The 14,457-nt window shown below is 41.8% G+C and carries 22 protein-coding genes; 16 read left to right on the top strand and 6 right to left on the bottom strand.

Annotated features, from left to right (window positions below; translation table 11 throughout):
• The first annotated feature begins 99 nt into the window (after window positions 1-99).
• The 5 genes from AC6CHU_RS09060 (at window position 100) to AC6CHU_RS09040 (ending at window position 2,745) form a co-directional block, all read left to right on the top strand.
• Window positions 100-828 carry a ZIP family metal transporter gene (locus AC6CHU_RS09060; RefSeq protein ID WP_159862943.1) on the top strand — a complete coding sequence of 243 codons (729 nt, stop codon included), beginning with the start codon at window positions 100-102 and terminating at the stop codon, window positions 826-828.
• A 65-nt stretch (window positions 829-893) separates the two neighbouring features.
• On the top strand, window positions 894-1,169 hold the full coding sequence (locus AC6CHU_RS09055; protein ID WP_159862944.1) for a YrhK family protein: 276 nt from the start codon (window positions 894-896) through the stop codon (window positions 1,167-1,169).
• A gap of 77 nt (window positions 1,170-1,246) precedes the next feature.
• Window positions 1,247-1,456 (top strand): DUF2187 family protein, encoded by a 210-nt coding sequence (locus tag AC6CHU_RS09050; RefSeq protein WP_251284180.1) that lies wholly within the window; start codon window positions 1,247-1,249, stop codon window positions 1,454-1,456.
• A 198-nt stretch (window positions 1,457-1,654) separates the two neighbouring features.
• Window positions 1,655-2,380, top strand: a complete 726-nt coding sequence (locus AC6CHU_RS09045) for an MOSC domain-containing protein (RefSeq protein ID WP_159862946.1) — start codon at window positions 1,655-1,657, stop codon at window positions 2,378-2,380.
• A 41-nt stretch (window positions 2,381-2,421) separates the two neighbouring features.
• Window positions 2,422-2,745, top strand: a complete 324-nt coding sequence (locus AC6CHU_RS09040; RefSeq protein ID WP_159862947.1) for a YnfA family protein — start codon at window positions 2,422-2,424, stop codon at window positions 2,743-2,745.
• A gap of 86 nt (window positions 2,746-2,831) precedes the next feature.
• Here AC6CHU_RS09040 and AC6CHU_RS09035 read toward each other — a convergent pair whose 3' ends face one another.
• The 3 genes from AC6CHU_RS09035 to AC6CHU_RS09025 form a co-directional block, all read right to left on the bottom strand.
• The gene (locus AC6CHU_RS09035) at window positions 2,832-3,320 is read right to left on the bottom strand and encodes a J domain-containing protein (protein WP_251284181.1); all 489 of its coding nucleotides are present in this window, start codon (window positions 3,318-3,320) and stop codon (window positions 2,832-2,834) included.
• A 164-nt stretch (window positions 3,321-3,484) separates the two neighbouring features.
• A complete protein-coding gene (locus AC6CHU_RS09030; RefSeq protein ID WP_159862949.1) occupies window positions 3,485-3,727 on the bottom strand; it encodes a DUF2164 domain-containing protein in 243 nt (80 codons plus the stop codon).
• Window positions 3,728-3,822: 95 nt separating this feature from the next.
• Window positions 3,823-3,987 carry a hypothetical protein gene (locus tag AC6CHU_RS09025; protein ID WP_159862950.1) on the bottom strand — a complete coding sequence of 55 codons (165 nt, stop codon included), beginning with the start codon at window positions 3,985-3,987 and terminating at the stop codon, window positions 3,823-3,825.
• A gap of 90 nt (window positions 3,988-4,077) precedes the next feature.
• Here AC6CHU_RS09025 and AC6CHU_RS09020 point away from each other — a divergent pair, with 90 nt between their 5' ends.
• From AC6CHU_RS09020 to AC6CHU_RS09000, 5 genes are all read left to right on the top strand, one after another.
• On the top strand, window positions 4,078-5,040 hold the full coding sequence (locus tag AC6CHU_RS09020; protein ID WP_159862951.1) for a LacI family DNA-binding transcriptional regulator: 963 nt from the start codon (window positions 4,078-4,080) through the stop codon (window positions 5,038-5,040).
• An 881-nt stretch (window positions 5,041-5,921) separates the two neighbouring features.
• Window positions 5,922-6,338: a hypothetical protein gene (locus AC6CHU_RS09015; protein WP_498121311.1), complete on the top strand. Its 417-nt coding sequence runs from the start codon at window positions 5,922-5,924 to the stop codon at window positions 6,336-6,338.
• Window positions 6,335-6,841: a hypothetical protein gene (locus tag AC6CHU_RS09010; RefSeq protein WP_498121309.1), complete on the top strand. Its 507-nt coding sequence runs from the start codon at window positions 6,335-6,337 to the stop codon at window positions 6,839-6,841. Before AC6CHU_RS09015 ends, AC6CHU_RS09010 begins: the two co-directional genes overlap by 4 nt.
• Before the next feature lie 69 nt (window positions 6,842-6,910).
• On the top strand, window positions 6,911-7,108 hold the full coding sequence (locus tag AC6CHU_RS09005; RefSeq protein WP_498121307.1) for a transcription initiation factor TFIIIB: 198 nt from the start codon (window positions 6,911-6,913) through the stop codon (window positions 7,106-7,108).
• A 7-nt stretch (window positions 7,109-7,115) separates the two neighbouring features.
• A complete protein-coding gene (locus AC6CHU_RS09000; RefSeq protein WP_159862955.1) occupies window positions 7,116-7,301 on the top strand; it encodes a hypothetical protein in 186 nt (61 codons plus the stop codon).
• 47 nt (window positions 7,302-7,348) lie between these two features.
• On the opposite strand, the gene AC6CHU_RS08995 is transcribed toward AC6CHU_RS09000, so the two are convergent.
• Window positions 7,349-8,758 (bottom strand): vWA domain-containing protein, encoded by a 1,410-nt coding sequence (locus tag AC6CHU_RS08995; RefSeq protein ID WP_498121305.1) that lies wholly within the window; start codon window positions 8,756-8,758, stop codon window positions 7,349-7,351.
• A gap of 145 nt (window positions 8,759-8,903) precedes the next feature.
• On the opposite strand from AC6CHU_RS08995, the gene AC6CHU_RS08990 reads away from it, so the two are divergent.
• Window positions 8,904-9,446 (top strand): GNAT family N-acetyltransferase, encoded by a 543-nt coding sequence (locus AC6CHU_RS08990; protein WP_159862957.1) that lies wholly within the window; start codon window positions 8,904-8,906, stop codon window positions 9,444-9,446.
• 27 nt (window positions 9,447-9,473) lie between these two features.
• On the top strand, window positions 9,474-9,815 hold the full coding sequence (locus tag AC6CHU_RS08985) for an avidin-fold protein (RefSeq protein ID WP_159862958.1): 342 nt from the start codon (window positions 9,474-9,476) through the stop codon (window positions 9,813-9,815).
• A gap of 270 nt (window positions 9,816-10,085) precedes the next feature.
• On the opposite strand, the gene AC6CHU_RS08980 is transcribed toward AC6CHU_RS08985, so the two are convergent.
• The gene (locus AC6CHU_RS08980) at window positions 10,086-10,469 is read right to left on the bottom strand and encodes a VOC family protein (RefSeq protein ID WP_159862959.1); all 384 of its coding nucleotides are present in this window, start codon (window positions 10,467-10,469) and stop codon (window positions 10,086-10,088) included.
• A gap of 159 nt (window positions 10,470-10,628) precedes the next feature.
• Between AC6CHU_RS08980 and AC6CHU_RS08975 the strand changes: the two genes are divergently transcribed.
• From AC6CHU_RS08975 to AC6CHU_RS08960, 4 genes are all read left to right on the top strand, one after another.
• Complete coding sequence (locus AC6CHU_RS08975) at window positions 10,629-10,925, top strand: hypothetical protein (protein WP_159862960.1); 297 nt, start codon at window positions 10,629-10,631, stop codon at window positions 10,923-10,925.
• Window positions 10,922-11,428: a DUF3189 family protein gene (locus AC6CHU_RS08970; protein WP_159862961.1), complete on the top strand. Its 507-nt coding sequence runs from the start codon at window positions 10,922-10,924 to the stop codon at window positions 11,426-11,428. The genes AC6CHU_RS08975 and AC6CHU_RS08970 overlap by 4 nt, the downstream gene beginning before the upstream one ends.
• A gap of 412 nt (window positions 11,429-11,840) precedes the next feature.
• Window positions 11,841-13,337 (top strand): flavin monoamine oxidase family protein, encoded by a 1,497-nt coding sequence (locus tag AC6CHU_RS08965; RefSeq protein ID WP_159862962.1) that lies wholly within the window; start codon window positions 11,841-11,843, stop codon window positions 13,335-13,337.
• Between the two features lie 145 nt (window positions 13,338-13,482).
• Complete coding sequence (locus tag AC6CHU_RS08960) at window positions 13,483-13,614, top strand: hypothetical protein (RefSeq protein WP_498121302.1); 132 nt, start codon at window positions 13,483-13,485, stop codon at window positions 13,612-13,614.
• 48 nt (window positions 13,615-13,662) lie between these two features.
• Here the strand turns inward: AC6CHU_RS08960 and AC6CHU_RS08955 are convergent, their stop codons facing one another.
• On the bottom strand, window positions 13,663-14,313 hold the full coding sequence (locus AC6CHU_RS08955) for a 2OG-Fe(II) oxygenase (RefSeq protein ID WP_159862963.1): 651 nt from the start codon (window positions 14,311-14,313) through the stop codon (window positions 13,663-13,665).
• Window positions 14,314-14,457 lie beyond the last annotated feature (144 nt).

Raw genomic sequence — 14,457 nt, 5'->3', positions numbered from 1 at the left:
AAAGCAGAACCCTCGAGGTTCTGCTTTTTTTATCTAATCGGTTTTAGCGTGGACTAAAAGGAAATAATTAAACAAAACAAAGTGAAGGGGGTGGGCCTGGTGTGGAATGCTGCATTTTGGGGTGCAGTTTCAGGTTCAGCCGTCCTGTTAGGCGCACTGGCAGCGATGCTTCTACCTATTAGAAAAAAATTGATCGGTTACATAATGGCATTCGGTACTGGAGTTCTGATTGGCGCAGCATCATATGAACTTCTTGGGGAGTCTGTCCATAAAGGAGGGCTGCTGCCGACCGGCATTGGATTTTTGGCTGGTGCTGTCACCTTTACACTCTTTGATATCCTGATTTCCAAGAAAGGAGCCCAGCACAGAAAAAGATCAGGCCATAAAGCAGCAGCCAGCAGCGGAATTGTTCTTTTCGCGGGAACTATGATGGATGCCATCCCAGAATCGATCATGATTGGAACAAGCCTGCTTGAAGCAGATTCGGTCAGCTTTCTTTTGGTTACCGCCATTTTTATCAGCAACTTTCCAGAGGGCCTTTCAAGTACTTCAGGAATGAAAAAAAGCGGTTATTCTACACAGAAAATCATTCTCCTTTGGAGTTCGGTTTTTGTCATTTCAGGAATGGCATCAATGGCTGGATACATATTTTTGGCTGGAGCATCAGAGATGGTGCTGTCAGGAATTGCAGGTTTTGCAGGGGGCGCCATTATTGCAATGGTTGCGTCCACTATGATGCCTGAAGCCTTTGAAGACAGCGGTCCGGTAACAGGATTTATTGCAGCAATTGGTCTGCTGGCATCATTGGTCCTGGATTATTTTTCTTGAAATTTTCCCAAAATCATGAATGTTTGGCACCTTATGTGGAAAAGGCAAAACAGGGGGTGTGATTCATGAAGATCAAAAATATTGTGAGGGAACAGCAGGAGGATGTGCATATTGAGATAGGCGGCTACAAAATGGTCATTGAAAAGCGATATCAGGTTGTTTCGTTTATCAATGATCTGCTCCTCGGTGTTTTATATTTAACCGGAAGTATATTATTTTTAACAGATGTCAGCCAGACGGTTTCAATAAGTTTTTTCCTCGCAGGCAGCATTATGATGATCATCCGGGCAGGCTTAAATATTCTGAAGGATCTTCATATTAAAAAGATAACAGGAAAATAAAACGGGTTTTGCGGTTGGCCAAAACGGCAATACTAGCGACATAGTTAAAAATATATTATTTTTAAAGGAGAATCGAGATGGCTGAAGAAACAGATAAGGTAAGCATTGGAAAGAAAGCAGATGTTGGCGATACAATTAGCATCATAAGCGGTTCTGAAAAAGGAAAAAAAGGCAGAGTAGTCGTGGTACGGGATAACTCAGTTATTGTAGAGCTAGGGATCAATCCGAAAAAGGATGAACCCATCAAAACGGTGATCAGCCATAAGCGCTACAAAGTCGTTAAATAATGGGGGAGGTGCAGGAAATGAAACCTGATGCAAAACGGACCTCTGCTTCTATACCTCCTGAAGTCCGGGAAAAAATTATTAAGTTAGACAGGGATGAAAAAGCAAAGCGGCAGACAAAGCGGCCGCAGTAATAGGATTTTCCATGATAGACGAATTTGCTGTCATGGAATTTTTTATTGAATGGGGGAGTTGATAGAAATGCTGATTGGACATATTAGGGAGATTGTCCGCTATCCGGTGAAAAGCTTTCATGGAGAAAGCGTGAATAAAACGAATGTAATGAGCTATGGTCTGTATGGGGACCGCAGTCATGCCTATCTGGATGAGTCCAGGCCAGGAAAATACCTGACGATTACACAGTTTCCCGGGATGGTGCGGTATAAGGCAGAGTTTATAGGGGAGGAAAACCGGGATAAATATCCCCATGTAAGGATTACAGCTCCTGACGGAAAACAGGTCCCCTGGGATGATGAACGATTGATTAAAGAAATAGAAGAACATTCTTCTGCAGAAATTACCCCAGTGCAATATAGCCCTATACATGTTCCAGAAGGAGCAATTGAAGAAGAGAATATATTAATAGTGACAGACGCTTCTCTAAAGAAAATGAAAGAGCTATGGGGAAAAGAGAAGCTGGACTTTCAGCGGTTTCGCCCGAATCTGGTGCTCTCCCTGGTAAAAGATGAACCTTTCCTGGAGGATCAGTGGTTTGGGAAGAACATGAAGATTGGCCATGTGGAGTTAAAAGTGAAGCGCCATTGCGAACGGTGCATGATTATTACAGTAGACCCTGAAACCGGGGATAGGGATCCAAGTCTGCATAAAAAAGTGATCCGTGAAAGGAATAATTACTTCGGTGTGTATGCCTCCGTTCTGAAAACAGGTGAGATTGCAGCAGGGGATGAGGTTTACCTTTTTGAGTAACTTCATGTAAACTAGAAGCAAATGTTTTTGGGAGTGTACATATGTTTCAGGCTATTGGGTTATTTATATTGGCCGGTGTTGCTGAAATTGGCGGCGGCTATTTAATTTGGCAGTGGATACGAGAAGGAAAGCCCTTTTCATGGGGATTCGCAGGGGGATTCATCCTTGCATTATATGGTGTTATTGCAGCATTCCAGGCCTTCCCTTCATTTGGAAGGGTGTATGCTGCATATGGAGGTGTTTTTATCATTCTGTCCATTTTATGGGGTTGGGGCATAGACAAAAAAATACCTGACTTTTATGACTGGCTTGGTGCAGGCATTTGTCTTATTGGGGCATCTGTAATCCTGTTTGCCCCCCGCTAATAAAAACAAATAGCCCAGTTGATGGCTGGGCAATTTCTTAAATATTCAAAGCTGGTTTATCTAGAATATAATGTATAATACAACCTTTAAAATATGTTTTTATAATGTTCATTAAACACCTTGAAAAGTCTTTCATCTCCACCGCGGTCAGGATGGAGGGCTTTCAATAGTTTTTTGAACTCTTTTCGGATGATTTGCAGATCCTCATCAGGCTTAAGGCCGAGCAGCTTGGCAGGCTGAATTTTATCATCGGCAATCATTTTTTGTGCCTGAACCATTTTCTTCAATGACTTCACTTTGGATTCCTCTATTTGGACACGGGTATTCAGGATTTCAATTTGCCCTTTCAGGTCTTTAACCTGCAGCAGGACTCCTTCAAGCTTTTGCCGATGCAGCTTTTCTTTTTCCTGGATGATAAAATCAGCGAGATCCTTCATCTTTATGGAGTAGCTGATTTGCCTGCGCGCGCTTCGTTCCGCTATTATTTTTCCTTCTTCTATCCACCGCTCAACGTCTTTGCCATTCGCCTTTATTCCGGATTTTTGTATTTGTGCAACAGCATCAGTAATGTTCATTTTTCTTGCTCGCTCTCTATAAAATCTATACAGCAGTCAAAATAATCATATCACTGATCACTTTCAGAAAAATGACAGGGGAATGACATAGTATTAAAGTTTATTTACATGATTATTGCTGAATGAAAAAGAACCACCCTTTATAGGTGATTCTTTGGCAGAAATTACTTTACAGGACGTTCAAGCGTCAGGATCTCATCCTCCATCGAAGCATATTGCTGTTCCACAACATGCTTTACATCAGCGACGGCTGCATTGTAGAAATGCGGTGCCAATGATTCCTTAACAAAATCCAGTACTCTTTCTGCAGCGAACTCAGATAGATCTTCATCTCTTTCCTCAGAAAAGAAAATCTGGATATCCTCAATCATCCTTTGATGCTGCTCTTTTGTCATTTTTATAAACACGCCAAGCCTTCCTTTCGGGTTAGGATATATGCTACTATACAGGGAATTTTCATAAAATGGGAGGGCGAATTTGAAAGGCAGAGGAAAAAGAAAACCTATGCCTCATCCCCGTAGACATTAAATAAAGAGCTGTAGTAATCTTTTACATAAGTGTTCTTGTTTGCCTTCTTTTTCGGATAAAGGGAAATAGGAATGGCTGACAGGGCAAGAATAGAACTGCATAGTAAAACCAGATAGAATATTCCAGATAGAATGAACATGAAGGAAACCTCCTTTTAGTTGTTAAGAAAAGCTTAATTTATGAAACGCATTTCATAGCAAGAAAAAAAGTGAAAAAAACAGGTGGGTTTATGGCAAATATTAAAGATATCGCTAAAAAGGCAGGAGTTTCAGTTACAACGGTTTCGAGGGTGCTCAATAATCATCCTTATGTGAAGGAGGATAAGAGGGAAGCGGTCTTGCAGGCGATGGAGGACTTCAATTATCAGCGAAATATCAATGCAGTCCATTTGAGCAAAGGGGAGACCCTTCTTATTGGTGTGGTTGTTCCTTTTACCAATCACCCTTATTTTGGTCTGCTGGTAGAAGGGATTGCCAATGAAGCCATGAAAAACAACTATAAACTGGTTCTTTTTCAAACGAATTACGAGGAAGACAGAGAAATCGAAGCGTTAAAAATGCTGCAGCATAAGCAAATTGATTCCTTAATCATCTGTTCAAGAATCTGCGGCTGGGAGGTTATCAACCAGTTCACCGAGTATGGCCCTATCGTCCTTTGTGAAGATGCAAGGAATCAGAAGGTGTCCTCAACCTATATCGACCACTATTTGACGTTCACTAATGCTTTAGAGTATTTACATCATAAAGGGCATCACAAAATCGGGTACTGCATTGGAAGAAGATCAGGCGCCAACAGCAGACAGCGTGCAAAAGCCTATGCAGATTTTTTAACCCGGATTGGGGCGTCTTATAATGAAGAATATATCTTTAACGAGTGTCTGAATTTTGAGCATGGAGAAGAAGTGGTTCAGCGGTTATTGAACATGGATAATCCACCAAGTGCGCTGCTGGTAACAAGTGATTTAGCTGCAAGCGGAATCGTCACATCCTCCAGGGAAAAAGGAATTCGAATACCCGGAGATCTTGCCATAATGGGATTTGATAACCAGCCGATCGCCAAAATCATGCATATCACCACACTTCAAATCCCGCTTGTGGAAATAGGAAAAAAGCTGATGCTTCAAGCGATCGATAGGGAAAGCCGTTCTCACGAGGAGATACCGGTGAAGCTGATTGAACGGGAGACTGTTTAGGGGGGACACGCTGGGCTGGCAGTGGAACTTGGAGTTTTTTTGGACAGCAAAGTGTGCAGCGTTTGAGCTAGAAGCATGAGCTGTTTGGAAATTGAGTCGGTAATTGGAGCGACTTCGGACGCAGAAAGCTGAAAACGGAGTGATAGAGTCCGACCAGGAGCAAGTTTGGACACAGCGCACCGGAAACCCGGGATTTGAGTCCGAAGTTGGAGCAACTTCTGACAAAGCGCGCCGGAAACCCGGGATTTGAGTCCAAAGTTGGAGCAACTTCAGACACAACACGCCGGAAACCCGGGATCTGAGTCCGAACCTGGAGCAACTTCTGACACAACACGCCGGAAACCCGGGATCTGAGTCCGAACCTGGAGTAACTTCTGACACAACACGCCGGAAACCCGGGAACTGAGTCCGAACCTGGAGCAACTTCTGACAAAGCGCGCCGGAAACCCGGGAACTGAGTCCGAACCTGGAGCAACTTCTGACAAAGCGCGCCGGAAACCCGGGATCTGAGTCCAACCTGGAGCAACTTCTGACAAAGCGCGCCGGAAACCCGGGAACTGAGTCCGAACCTGGAGCAACTTCTGACAAAGCGCGCCGGAAACCCGGGAACTGAGTCCGAAGTGGAGTAACTTCTGACACAAAAAGCGGTAAGTGCAGAGCCTGAGCGCGATCCCAGGCCCAACAACGGACACAGAAATATGAAATGACCCCTTTACTGCCCACCCTCTCATTTTTCAAACCAGAATTACACTGAAAGAAGCCACAAAAGAATAATTACCCCTTTGTCCGCCAATACTAACAAAAAAATCTGGGGCTGATGTTATATGGGGTTCGTACTTTTAATTTTTTTGGCCTGGCTGGTTATAATGATTTTTACTTCTATGAATAAGAAACTGACTTTTGTTGAAAATACATTTGTTTATCTGGCAGCGATGGTCATTCATATTAATTATACGTGGATTGTATATGAAGAGCTGAATGAGGCACATATTTCCCAGCAGATCTTAAATAATTCTGCCTTTTTAGTACATAGAAGCATAACGCTTCCAATTACAATAGCAATCACATTTAATTTATTAAGGACAGCGGATTCGCTGGGTTCAAAGTTTATAAAAATAGCGGTTTCCGTTGCATTCCTCGCTTCTGCTGTAATAATTGCGAGGTATTTTGAAATTGTGGAATTTAAAAAGTGGAAAATTGTCTATGAAATCATCTATTTATTCCTCCTCCATTTTGCAATGCTTTACTTATTAAAGTATTTTAGGCAGCTAAAAACAAGAGGGGTGAATGAAGCATGAAAATCTGGAAGGACTTCGGTGGCAATGAGCTTATTCTTTTGCTCATGATTGTTGCTGCCTACCTTGTTTATTTTCTCCTTATCAGAAGGCCGGACAGGCTGGCGAAGCAGATTACAGTGCTGAGTCTGCTGTGGGGAATGGCCATCGGCATACTCTATGATTTCACCATTGGCGGGGGCAGAACCGATTTTTATAAGGTAAATGATTTAAACAATTATGAAGTAACAGATGTTTTGTACTATTTATTATTCGCTCCATTTGGGTATTTCTTTTTTTACCTTTATGAAAAACTGAACATCAGCAAAAAAACGTTTATTATTTATGTGTTGGCCTGGGCACTTTTGGGTGTTTTCATTCAATGGGTTTTAACGGCAGCAGATATTATTATCCTGCAAAAAGAGTATAAGCTCATGCATTCTTTCCCTATCTTTTTGCTGACTCAGACACTGACAGGTATTTATATTCAGGTACTCAAATCAAAGGAATCACTTACAGCTGAATAAATGGCCGCATATCCTGAAACTTTTAGCTGTTTCTGAGCGTAGTACTTACTAAGGACAGCTGAAAGGAGAATGAATTTGAAAGCCGAAAAATGTCCAAAATGCGGTTTAAATGAGTTGGGCAAAGGAAAGCATTCGGGTTATGGGGTCATATTTTCTGTAAATAAGATGAGTCTTGGTTCTGATATTGAATACCTTATTTACTCAAACTGCGGTTTTATCATTGAAGGGTATGTGAAGAAGCCGGAGAAGTTTAAACATACAATGTAGGAGCATCATGAAAAAATATAAGTTAAAGAATCATTTTAAAGGATTAAAAAAGGGAACGCATTTTTACTTGATTGCTGAATCTGAATTTATCGGCATTAAAGAATATGTGCTGCGCACAAACGATTTATCGCATCGGATCTCGATTAATGAGGCCGAGCTGAACAGAAATTTCACGATTATCACCAAAGAATAAAAAAGAATGCTCAGTGCATTGTGCCCGGAGCATTCTTAAATATTTTATTACCAAATATCCCCGCGTTCTTTTTTCAGAGCCTTCATTTTTTCAACCCATTCGTCCACTCTCTGCTTGATTTCATCACTTTCCTTTTCAGCAGCGTTCCGATTTTTTTCATGAAGCTTCATATATAAATCCTTCATCTGGTCGCTGCGTGCATAGCTCCAGTCACGAAGTTCGGATCGCTGCTCATCTGTGATCCAGCCGTTATCTCCCATTATGGTGACGGCATCATGAATCCGATGTGCTTCGCGCCTGCCGACTGTAAATAATTGGCGTGGATATTCTTCTCCTATTTTATATTCGTCTATCATTTCCCATGGGCTTGGTGCCATGGTAAAAGCCCATGCCAGATCACCGGCAGATGGCAGCCACTCGTACTGAATGGTGTTTTTCAAATCGTCTGGACTGTCTGCTTTAAAATACTCCCCGTTGCCTGCTTCGGCTACTGCTCTTAATTGATCTTCAGCTTTGCCGTCTACATCAAACCCAATGATATTTACAGTATTGCTGCTATTATTTTTCACAAGGTCTTTACTTGCCTGTACTGGGTTGCCATCACAGGTTTCAGCACCGTCACTGACAATGTAGATTGTGGTTGAGCCGTCATAACCGCTGCTCATTTCTGCTGCTTTTTGAATGGCACCGGCAAGGGGCGTCCAGCCTTTACTTTCAAATGAATCTACTGCTTGGTGAAATTCCTTCTTTGAATATTTGCCCATAGGATAGACTTCCTCTACACCTGAACAGGAAATTTCTTTATCAGCGTCCGCTTCAGTGCCTTTATGTCCATAAACCACAAGGGACACATCACTGCTTTGGCCGATCGTCTGGGCGAAACTCTTGACGGCGCTTTTTGCAATATCCATTTTTACTTTGCCGTCTGCCTGCAGCAGCATGCTTGAACTGGCATCCAGCAGAATAATGGCCTGTTCTGCTGCCTTTTTATCTTCTTCCTTTGGTTCTGATTTTGTGGGATCCGGCAGGTATGGCTCTTCAAAATCAGGTTTGTAGCCATTGGATTTTTCAATGATGTTTTTATAATTGGGGCTCGCCAGCAGGGAAATTAGTACTTTTTTTAGAGAGTCTGTATCTTTGGCTTCTTTTGTCAGCTCTTCCAGTATAGGCGTCATTTCCTGTAAAAGTTTAGGATCAGTCTTCGGTATAACTTCAATGGCCTCAATATCCTTTTCGTATGTAAGATCATCCATCAGTGTTCCATGAGGCAAACTTAGCAGGCTTTCTTCAGTGACCTCCAGATTAATAGCATCTGTGTTTGCTAGGGTTTTTTCCTGCTTTTCTTCCCTTTTTTGCACTTCTTTAACAGTTTCATCAGCGGCTGTTTTCTCTTTATCAGTGCTGCAGGCGGAAAGAATCAGTGCAGCGGACAACAGCCATAAACCATAATATTTCACAGAAATTCTCCTCTATGTTTATATTTTACTAATTATTGAGTGTAACATGGATAAAGGCAGTTTTGAAGTAATTTCCATATGATAGGATTTTTTTAAAGCAATTTGTTATAGTGGAAGTGAGAGATCATGCAGAGGAGGCAGTCCGTTGGAAAAAGCATTTCCGGTTCTTGAAACAGAGAGATTAATTTTAAGAGAAGCAACTGAAGAAGATGCAGAAGATATGTATGTATACCTGTCAGATCAGCTTGTTGTAAAGCATATGGGAATCTCAGCCTGTGAAACTCCCGAAGAGGTGCTCGGCGAAATAGAATGGTATAAATCCATCTATACAAATGGCACAGGAATGCGCTGGGGCATTACTCTTAAGGACTCGGGAAAGGTCATTGGAAGCTGTGGTTTCCTCAATAGGAATCCAAAACATTACCGAAGTGAAGTAGGTTATGAACTAAGCAGGGAGCATTGGGGGAAAGGGATTGCGAATGAAGCTCTTGAGAGGGTATTAAAATTCGGCTTTGAACAGCTGGGGCTTGAAAGGATAGAAGCCCTGATTGAGCCTAAAAATCTCTCATCCCAGAAGCTGGTCGAAAGGCAGGGCTTCACGAGAGAGGGACTGCTCAGGCATTATGAATACACAAACGGAAAATTTGATGATTTGTATATGTACTCCATTTTAAAAGGGGATTTATAGATCGTTACATACCAGGAGGATATTTTCATGAATTACAATGGCCGTACCTTTGTTTCTGTGCAAAATACTGAGAATGGTGAGGTATCATCAAAGACCTTTTTTCATTATAAACAGGAAAGTAACATTTTAACTGCTTCTTATAGCGGGGGAGAGATTGTTCAGGGAACGCTGATTGGACTTGTCCATGAAGACGGAACTTTAGAATTCAGATATAGCCATGTAAATCACAAAAATCAGCTTCGCGGCGGAAAATGTCTCTCTACCCCTGAATTACTGCCGGACGGCAGAATCAGGCTGCATGAAAAATGGCAGTGGCAGGATGCTGAAGGGACGAAAGGACTTTCGATTATAGAGGAAGTAAAAGCTTGAGGCATGCGGAGAGTATAAACTCTCCGCTTTTGTTTTTTCTTTTGATAATGAAAATAAACAAAATTCATAATACCAAAAACCTGTCCATCTGCCAGTCCACTCCTCGCACTGAATTATCTGCGATATCTGGAAAGCCATGTAAAACCAGAATGCCAGCGACAGCCTCTTTTCCCCAGTCGAATTTTCTATCAATTCAACTCCAATCTTAAATTCCCAAGGAATACTGTAAATAAAAAAATCCATGGCCCTATAAAGCCACAGATTCCAGCATTAAGAATTACAGATCATCAAAATATTACCATCAAGGTCCTGAAAGTTAAAGTAGGCAAAATCTCCAATACGCTCAATTTCTTTTACAATAGTAATTCCCTGATTTTTAACAAAAGCGTACGCCTCATCAATATCCCGTGCAAAGAAGTTAAATAAAACGTGCCCGGAGGGAGTCCATTTAAAGGATGGATCGAAGGTGTGATCGTCCAGTGTAAGTCCGGTTTCTGACGTGACCGGAATGTTGTATACCGGCGATTCCACCTCTTCCTTGTTAAAAGGAAGTCCAAGCAGGCAGCTATACCATTCAGCCGATTTTTTCAGTTCCTTGACATGAATAAAAACATTGTTCACATTGCCAGCAATCGGCGAAGCAATTGATTTCATATACTCACCTCTTTCATTGTGATCTTTTTACATATTCTCTATAGGGGGCTAATTCCCTTTTTTTGCTGCCTGAGGAGGGCGGGCAATATTTGTATACTAAAAAAGTCTGAATGGAGCAACATAGAAAGAAGCATGAAAGTAGATTGCAGGGGTGGAAACATGGAGGCATTTCCAGTCATTCATACTAACTTCTGGGATGCGGTTATAGCAGTTCCTTTAGTTGTTCTGCTGACTCAGCTGGGCAAGGTGCTCCTTAAACTTCCAAAGCCTTTTATTCCTGGGCTGGCCAGTGTCATTGGATTAATCATTTCTGTTTTCTTTGCACACAGAAATAATTTATGGGCAGGAATTTTTATGGGCTTTTTTTATGGAAATGCGGGAGTAGGGTTATATTCCTCCTTAAAAACACAAATACTGGCATTCAGGAAGACTGTTGAAGGAGGAAGTGAGAATTGATCTATATCTACCATGATTTTGGGGGAACTCATACGACATCGCTGGCAGCAGCATATCATCTGAGAATCATTCAAAATCGAAAACTCGAAAAAGAGGAAATTATTCAGGTGCCATTTTTTAATAAACTGACAAAAAAAGATGCAGGAACTCTTATTTTTCATGGTAAAGATGAAGAGGGTAATCCGGTATATAATCTCGGAAGAAGATCTTCAAAATTGACAATTGAAACCCTGCAACATTTTTGTCTGGTATTAGGTAACCGTAAAGCAATTCACGAGAAGATCATTCTCTCAAATACTTCACCGGCCGTTCCGGTTATTATGTCAATTGGTGGATTCTTGGCAAACGGCCTGGGCCTGGGGCCACTAGGTACACCGCTTTTGGTAAAAGGAGCTCAGCAGTGCTGCGGAAATATTCTTGACCTTGTAAATGAAACAAAAAAGACTGCTGCAGGCTCAGATGCAGCGGTCGTAAAAATTGATAATAAGAAGTTCCAGGCATAAGAAAAGAACATCTAAGATGGATCTTTTTATTGAGGACTATTGTCCAGAAACAGAAGTAAGCAAATTATGAAGCAGAGAAAGAAAAAGAAAAGAAAGCAAAGGAAAGAACTTCATAAAGATCATTTAGTATCAAAAGGCCTCTCCCACAAATAGGGAGAGGCCTTTTGATTTAATTTGCATACATCGCGTTTGCAGAGAATCATAAAAACAAGCTAATAATTTATGTGGCAGGAAAATCGATTTACTCAGGCCTTTTATTCTCCAGCCTACACTTGCTGCCGTTCCCCTGTCCAATTAAACTGGTCCTGGCGGCTGTGAAAACAGGTAATTCAAAAAAGAAGCATATTGTAAAGCTGTCCGGCAGTATAGTGAAGTAACAGCTATTTGACAGATCGCCGGAGGGAGAATCAGAATGGCCTACTATCGGAACCCGCAGTTATCTGCGGAGGAAATGCTTTCTATCATCAGAAACGGGCTCGGCATTTCACAGGTTCAGAAGAAAATTATAGTTGTCGGAGCCGGTATGTCTGGGCTGGTGGCTGCTTCGCTATTGAAGGATGCCGGCCATGATGTAACGGTTTTAGAAGCAACACAGAGGGTTGGCGGCAGGATTTTTACAATGCGAGAGCCATTCATGGACGATTTGTATCTGGATGTTGGCGCCATGCGAATTCCCCATGTTCATCAATTAGTTCTTGAGTATATTAAAAAATTCCGTTTAAAGGTAAATGAATTCAGAAACACAACACCCCAGGACCTGATCTTTGCCAATGGAATAAAAACCAATCGTACCGCCTATCAGCAGAATCCGGATATGCTGGGCTATCCAGTTGCTCCGCATGAAAAAGGAAAGACAGCGGAAGAGCTTCTGACGATGGCAATTAAGCCAGTTGCAGATTTTATTAATCAAAACCCCATTCAAAATTGGAGTATCGTAGTTAGAGAGTTTGACAGATACCCCATGAGTTTTTTTCTAAGATACAATCCAGCGGGGCCCTCTCTATCGCCTGGTGCACTTGAAAGCATTAAAGTTCTGCTCGGTCTTGAAGGGTTTCCAGAGCTGAGCTTTCCGGCCATTCTTCGGGAGCTGCTTCCTTTATTTAGCCCTGACATTCATTTTTACGAAATAGAGGGAGGCAATGATAAGCTTCCAAATGCTTTTTTACCACAGTTAAAAGAAGATCTTTTTTTCGGCTATCAAATGACAAAGATCGTACAGGATCCCGAACAGGTGACCATTCATGCAAGACATACCTTGAGCCAAAGGCCTTTGGTAATAACAGGTGATCTGGCCATTATCACCATTCCTTTTTCTCTGCTTTCGTTCGTTGAAGTCGTTCCCCGGAACTCATTTTCCCATGATAAATGGAAAGCCATTCGGGAGCTTCATTATGTTTCTTCTACTAAAATTGGACTTCAGTTCAAGCAGCGTTTCTGGGAACGTGAAGGGCTGCATGGAGGGAAGCTGATGACCGATCTTCCTATCCGCTTCGCAGCATACCCAAGTCATCTGATTGGTTCTTCGGGTTCCGGAATCATTATGGCGAGTTATACGTGGGAAGATGATACTTTATCCTGGGATAATCTTAAAGAAGGTGACCGGATCCGTAATGCCCTTGACAATTTGGCTGTTATCCATGGCAATCAGGTCTACGAGCATTTTTTAACAGGAGCCTCCCATAGCTGGTCACAGTACCCTTTTTCGGGCGGAGCCTTCTCCATGTTCAAGCCAAACCAGGAAACAGAGCTTTATCCAGTTATTCCTATTCCTGAGGGGAGAGTGCATTTTGCCGGGGAACATACTTCCACAGCTCCGGGCTGGATTGAAGGTGCAATTCAATCAGGCATAAGGGCAGCGAGTGAAGTCACCGATTTGCCCAGAGGCTATTACAGGTGGCAAAAATGGTAAAAATACGACAGAAATGTCTGTTTTTGACGTTAAAAAGTGCCAATGGGTAGGCACTTTTTAAAGATTTTCCAACAAATTGTACAAGACATCTGTAAACGCTTTCATTTATAATGGAAATAACAGATAGGAAAGGGGATGCGTTCAGGTGGAACTTTTAATGGAACAATGTGAACATGGCCGGCAGGAAGAACCTTGTGAAGAGTGTGCCCCCGATAAAGTAGGGGAAGAGAATTTCGATACCTCTGATTATGACTATCATAAGAGACTGTGGTTTTAGAAAAGCATTACTTAAAAACGCTTGGGATAGAATTCCCAAGCGTTTTTTCTATAGCTTCTTTCTTCTCATCCATTGCGTGGCAGCCCATTTGTCACCAACGGCAACAGGTGCTCCGCCATGTAGTGTCAGATCATTTAAGTTTTGGTCATTATAAAAATATTCAAAGTAAACAGCCATGCCCTTTTGTGGAGATACAGAAAAGTTAAGCTTTGGAAAATAAGTTTCCCCGCCCTGTGCCACATCATTCAGGTACATAACAAGCGTGCTGATTCTCGGATTGCTTGCAGCTCTGCTGCCTGAAGAGAAGAAGTCAAAGTGTGCTTTATATTCCTGGCCAATTTTATAATTCAGAATCTGGAGCCCTTCGCCATGCTCAACTGGAATGTTCATGATTTGTGAGACTCTTTTCTCGATTCTTGAGACGATTTCATTTTCCCCTTCCTGGAAAAAGGTGCTGCTGCTGGTTCTCAGTTCATCCACTTCAAGGGAGTTGGCAACTTTTGAACGCTGCATGCGATCTTTCGACTGCTGAATCAGCTGGTCACATTCTTCATCACTCAAAACATTTCCAAGTACCACGATTAATGGTTCTGCGAATTTGGCGATTATATGAATTTCCCGATCTTCTGTAATAATTTTATTTCCAGCATGATCAAAAATCGTTTGTTCACTAAAAGATACATCCATTGCCATGTACATCAACCTCTTTTATTTAGTTTTCTGAAAATTCAATATATTTAAAGGCTGCTTGAAGTAATCTGTTGTGCGTTTCTTCCTCCTATACAAATGGATGTCAGAGTCAGCTTTTCAGCTGGCTGAATTTATTTTACACTTTGATTTGAA

This window comes from Cytobacillus sp. GQ23 (assembly GCF_059758675.1).
Note: the sequence above shows the minus strand (reverse complement) of the source record. Positions and strands in the feature narration are given on the sequence as shown.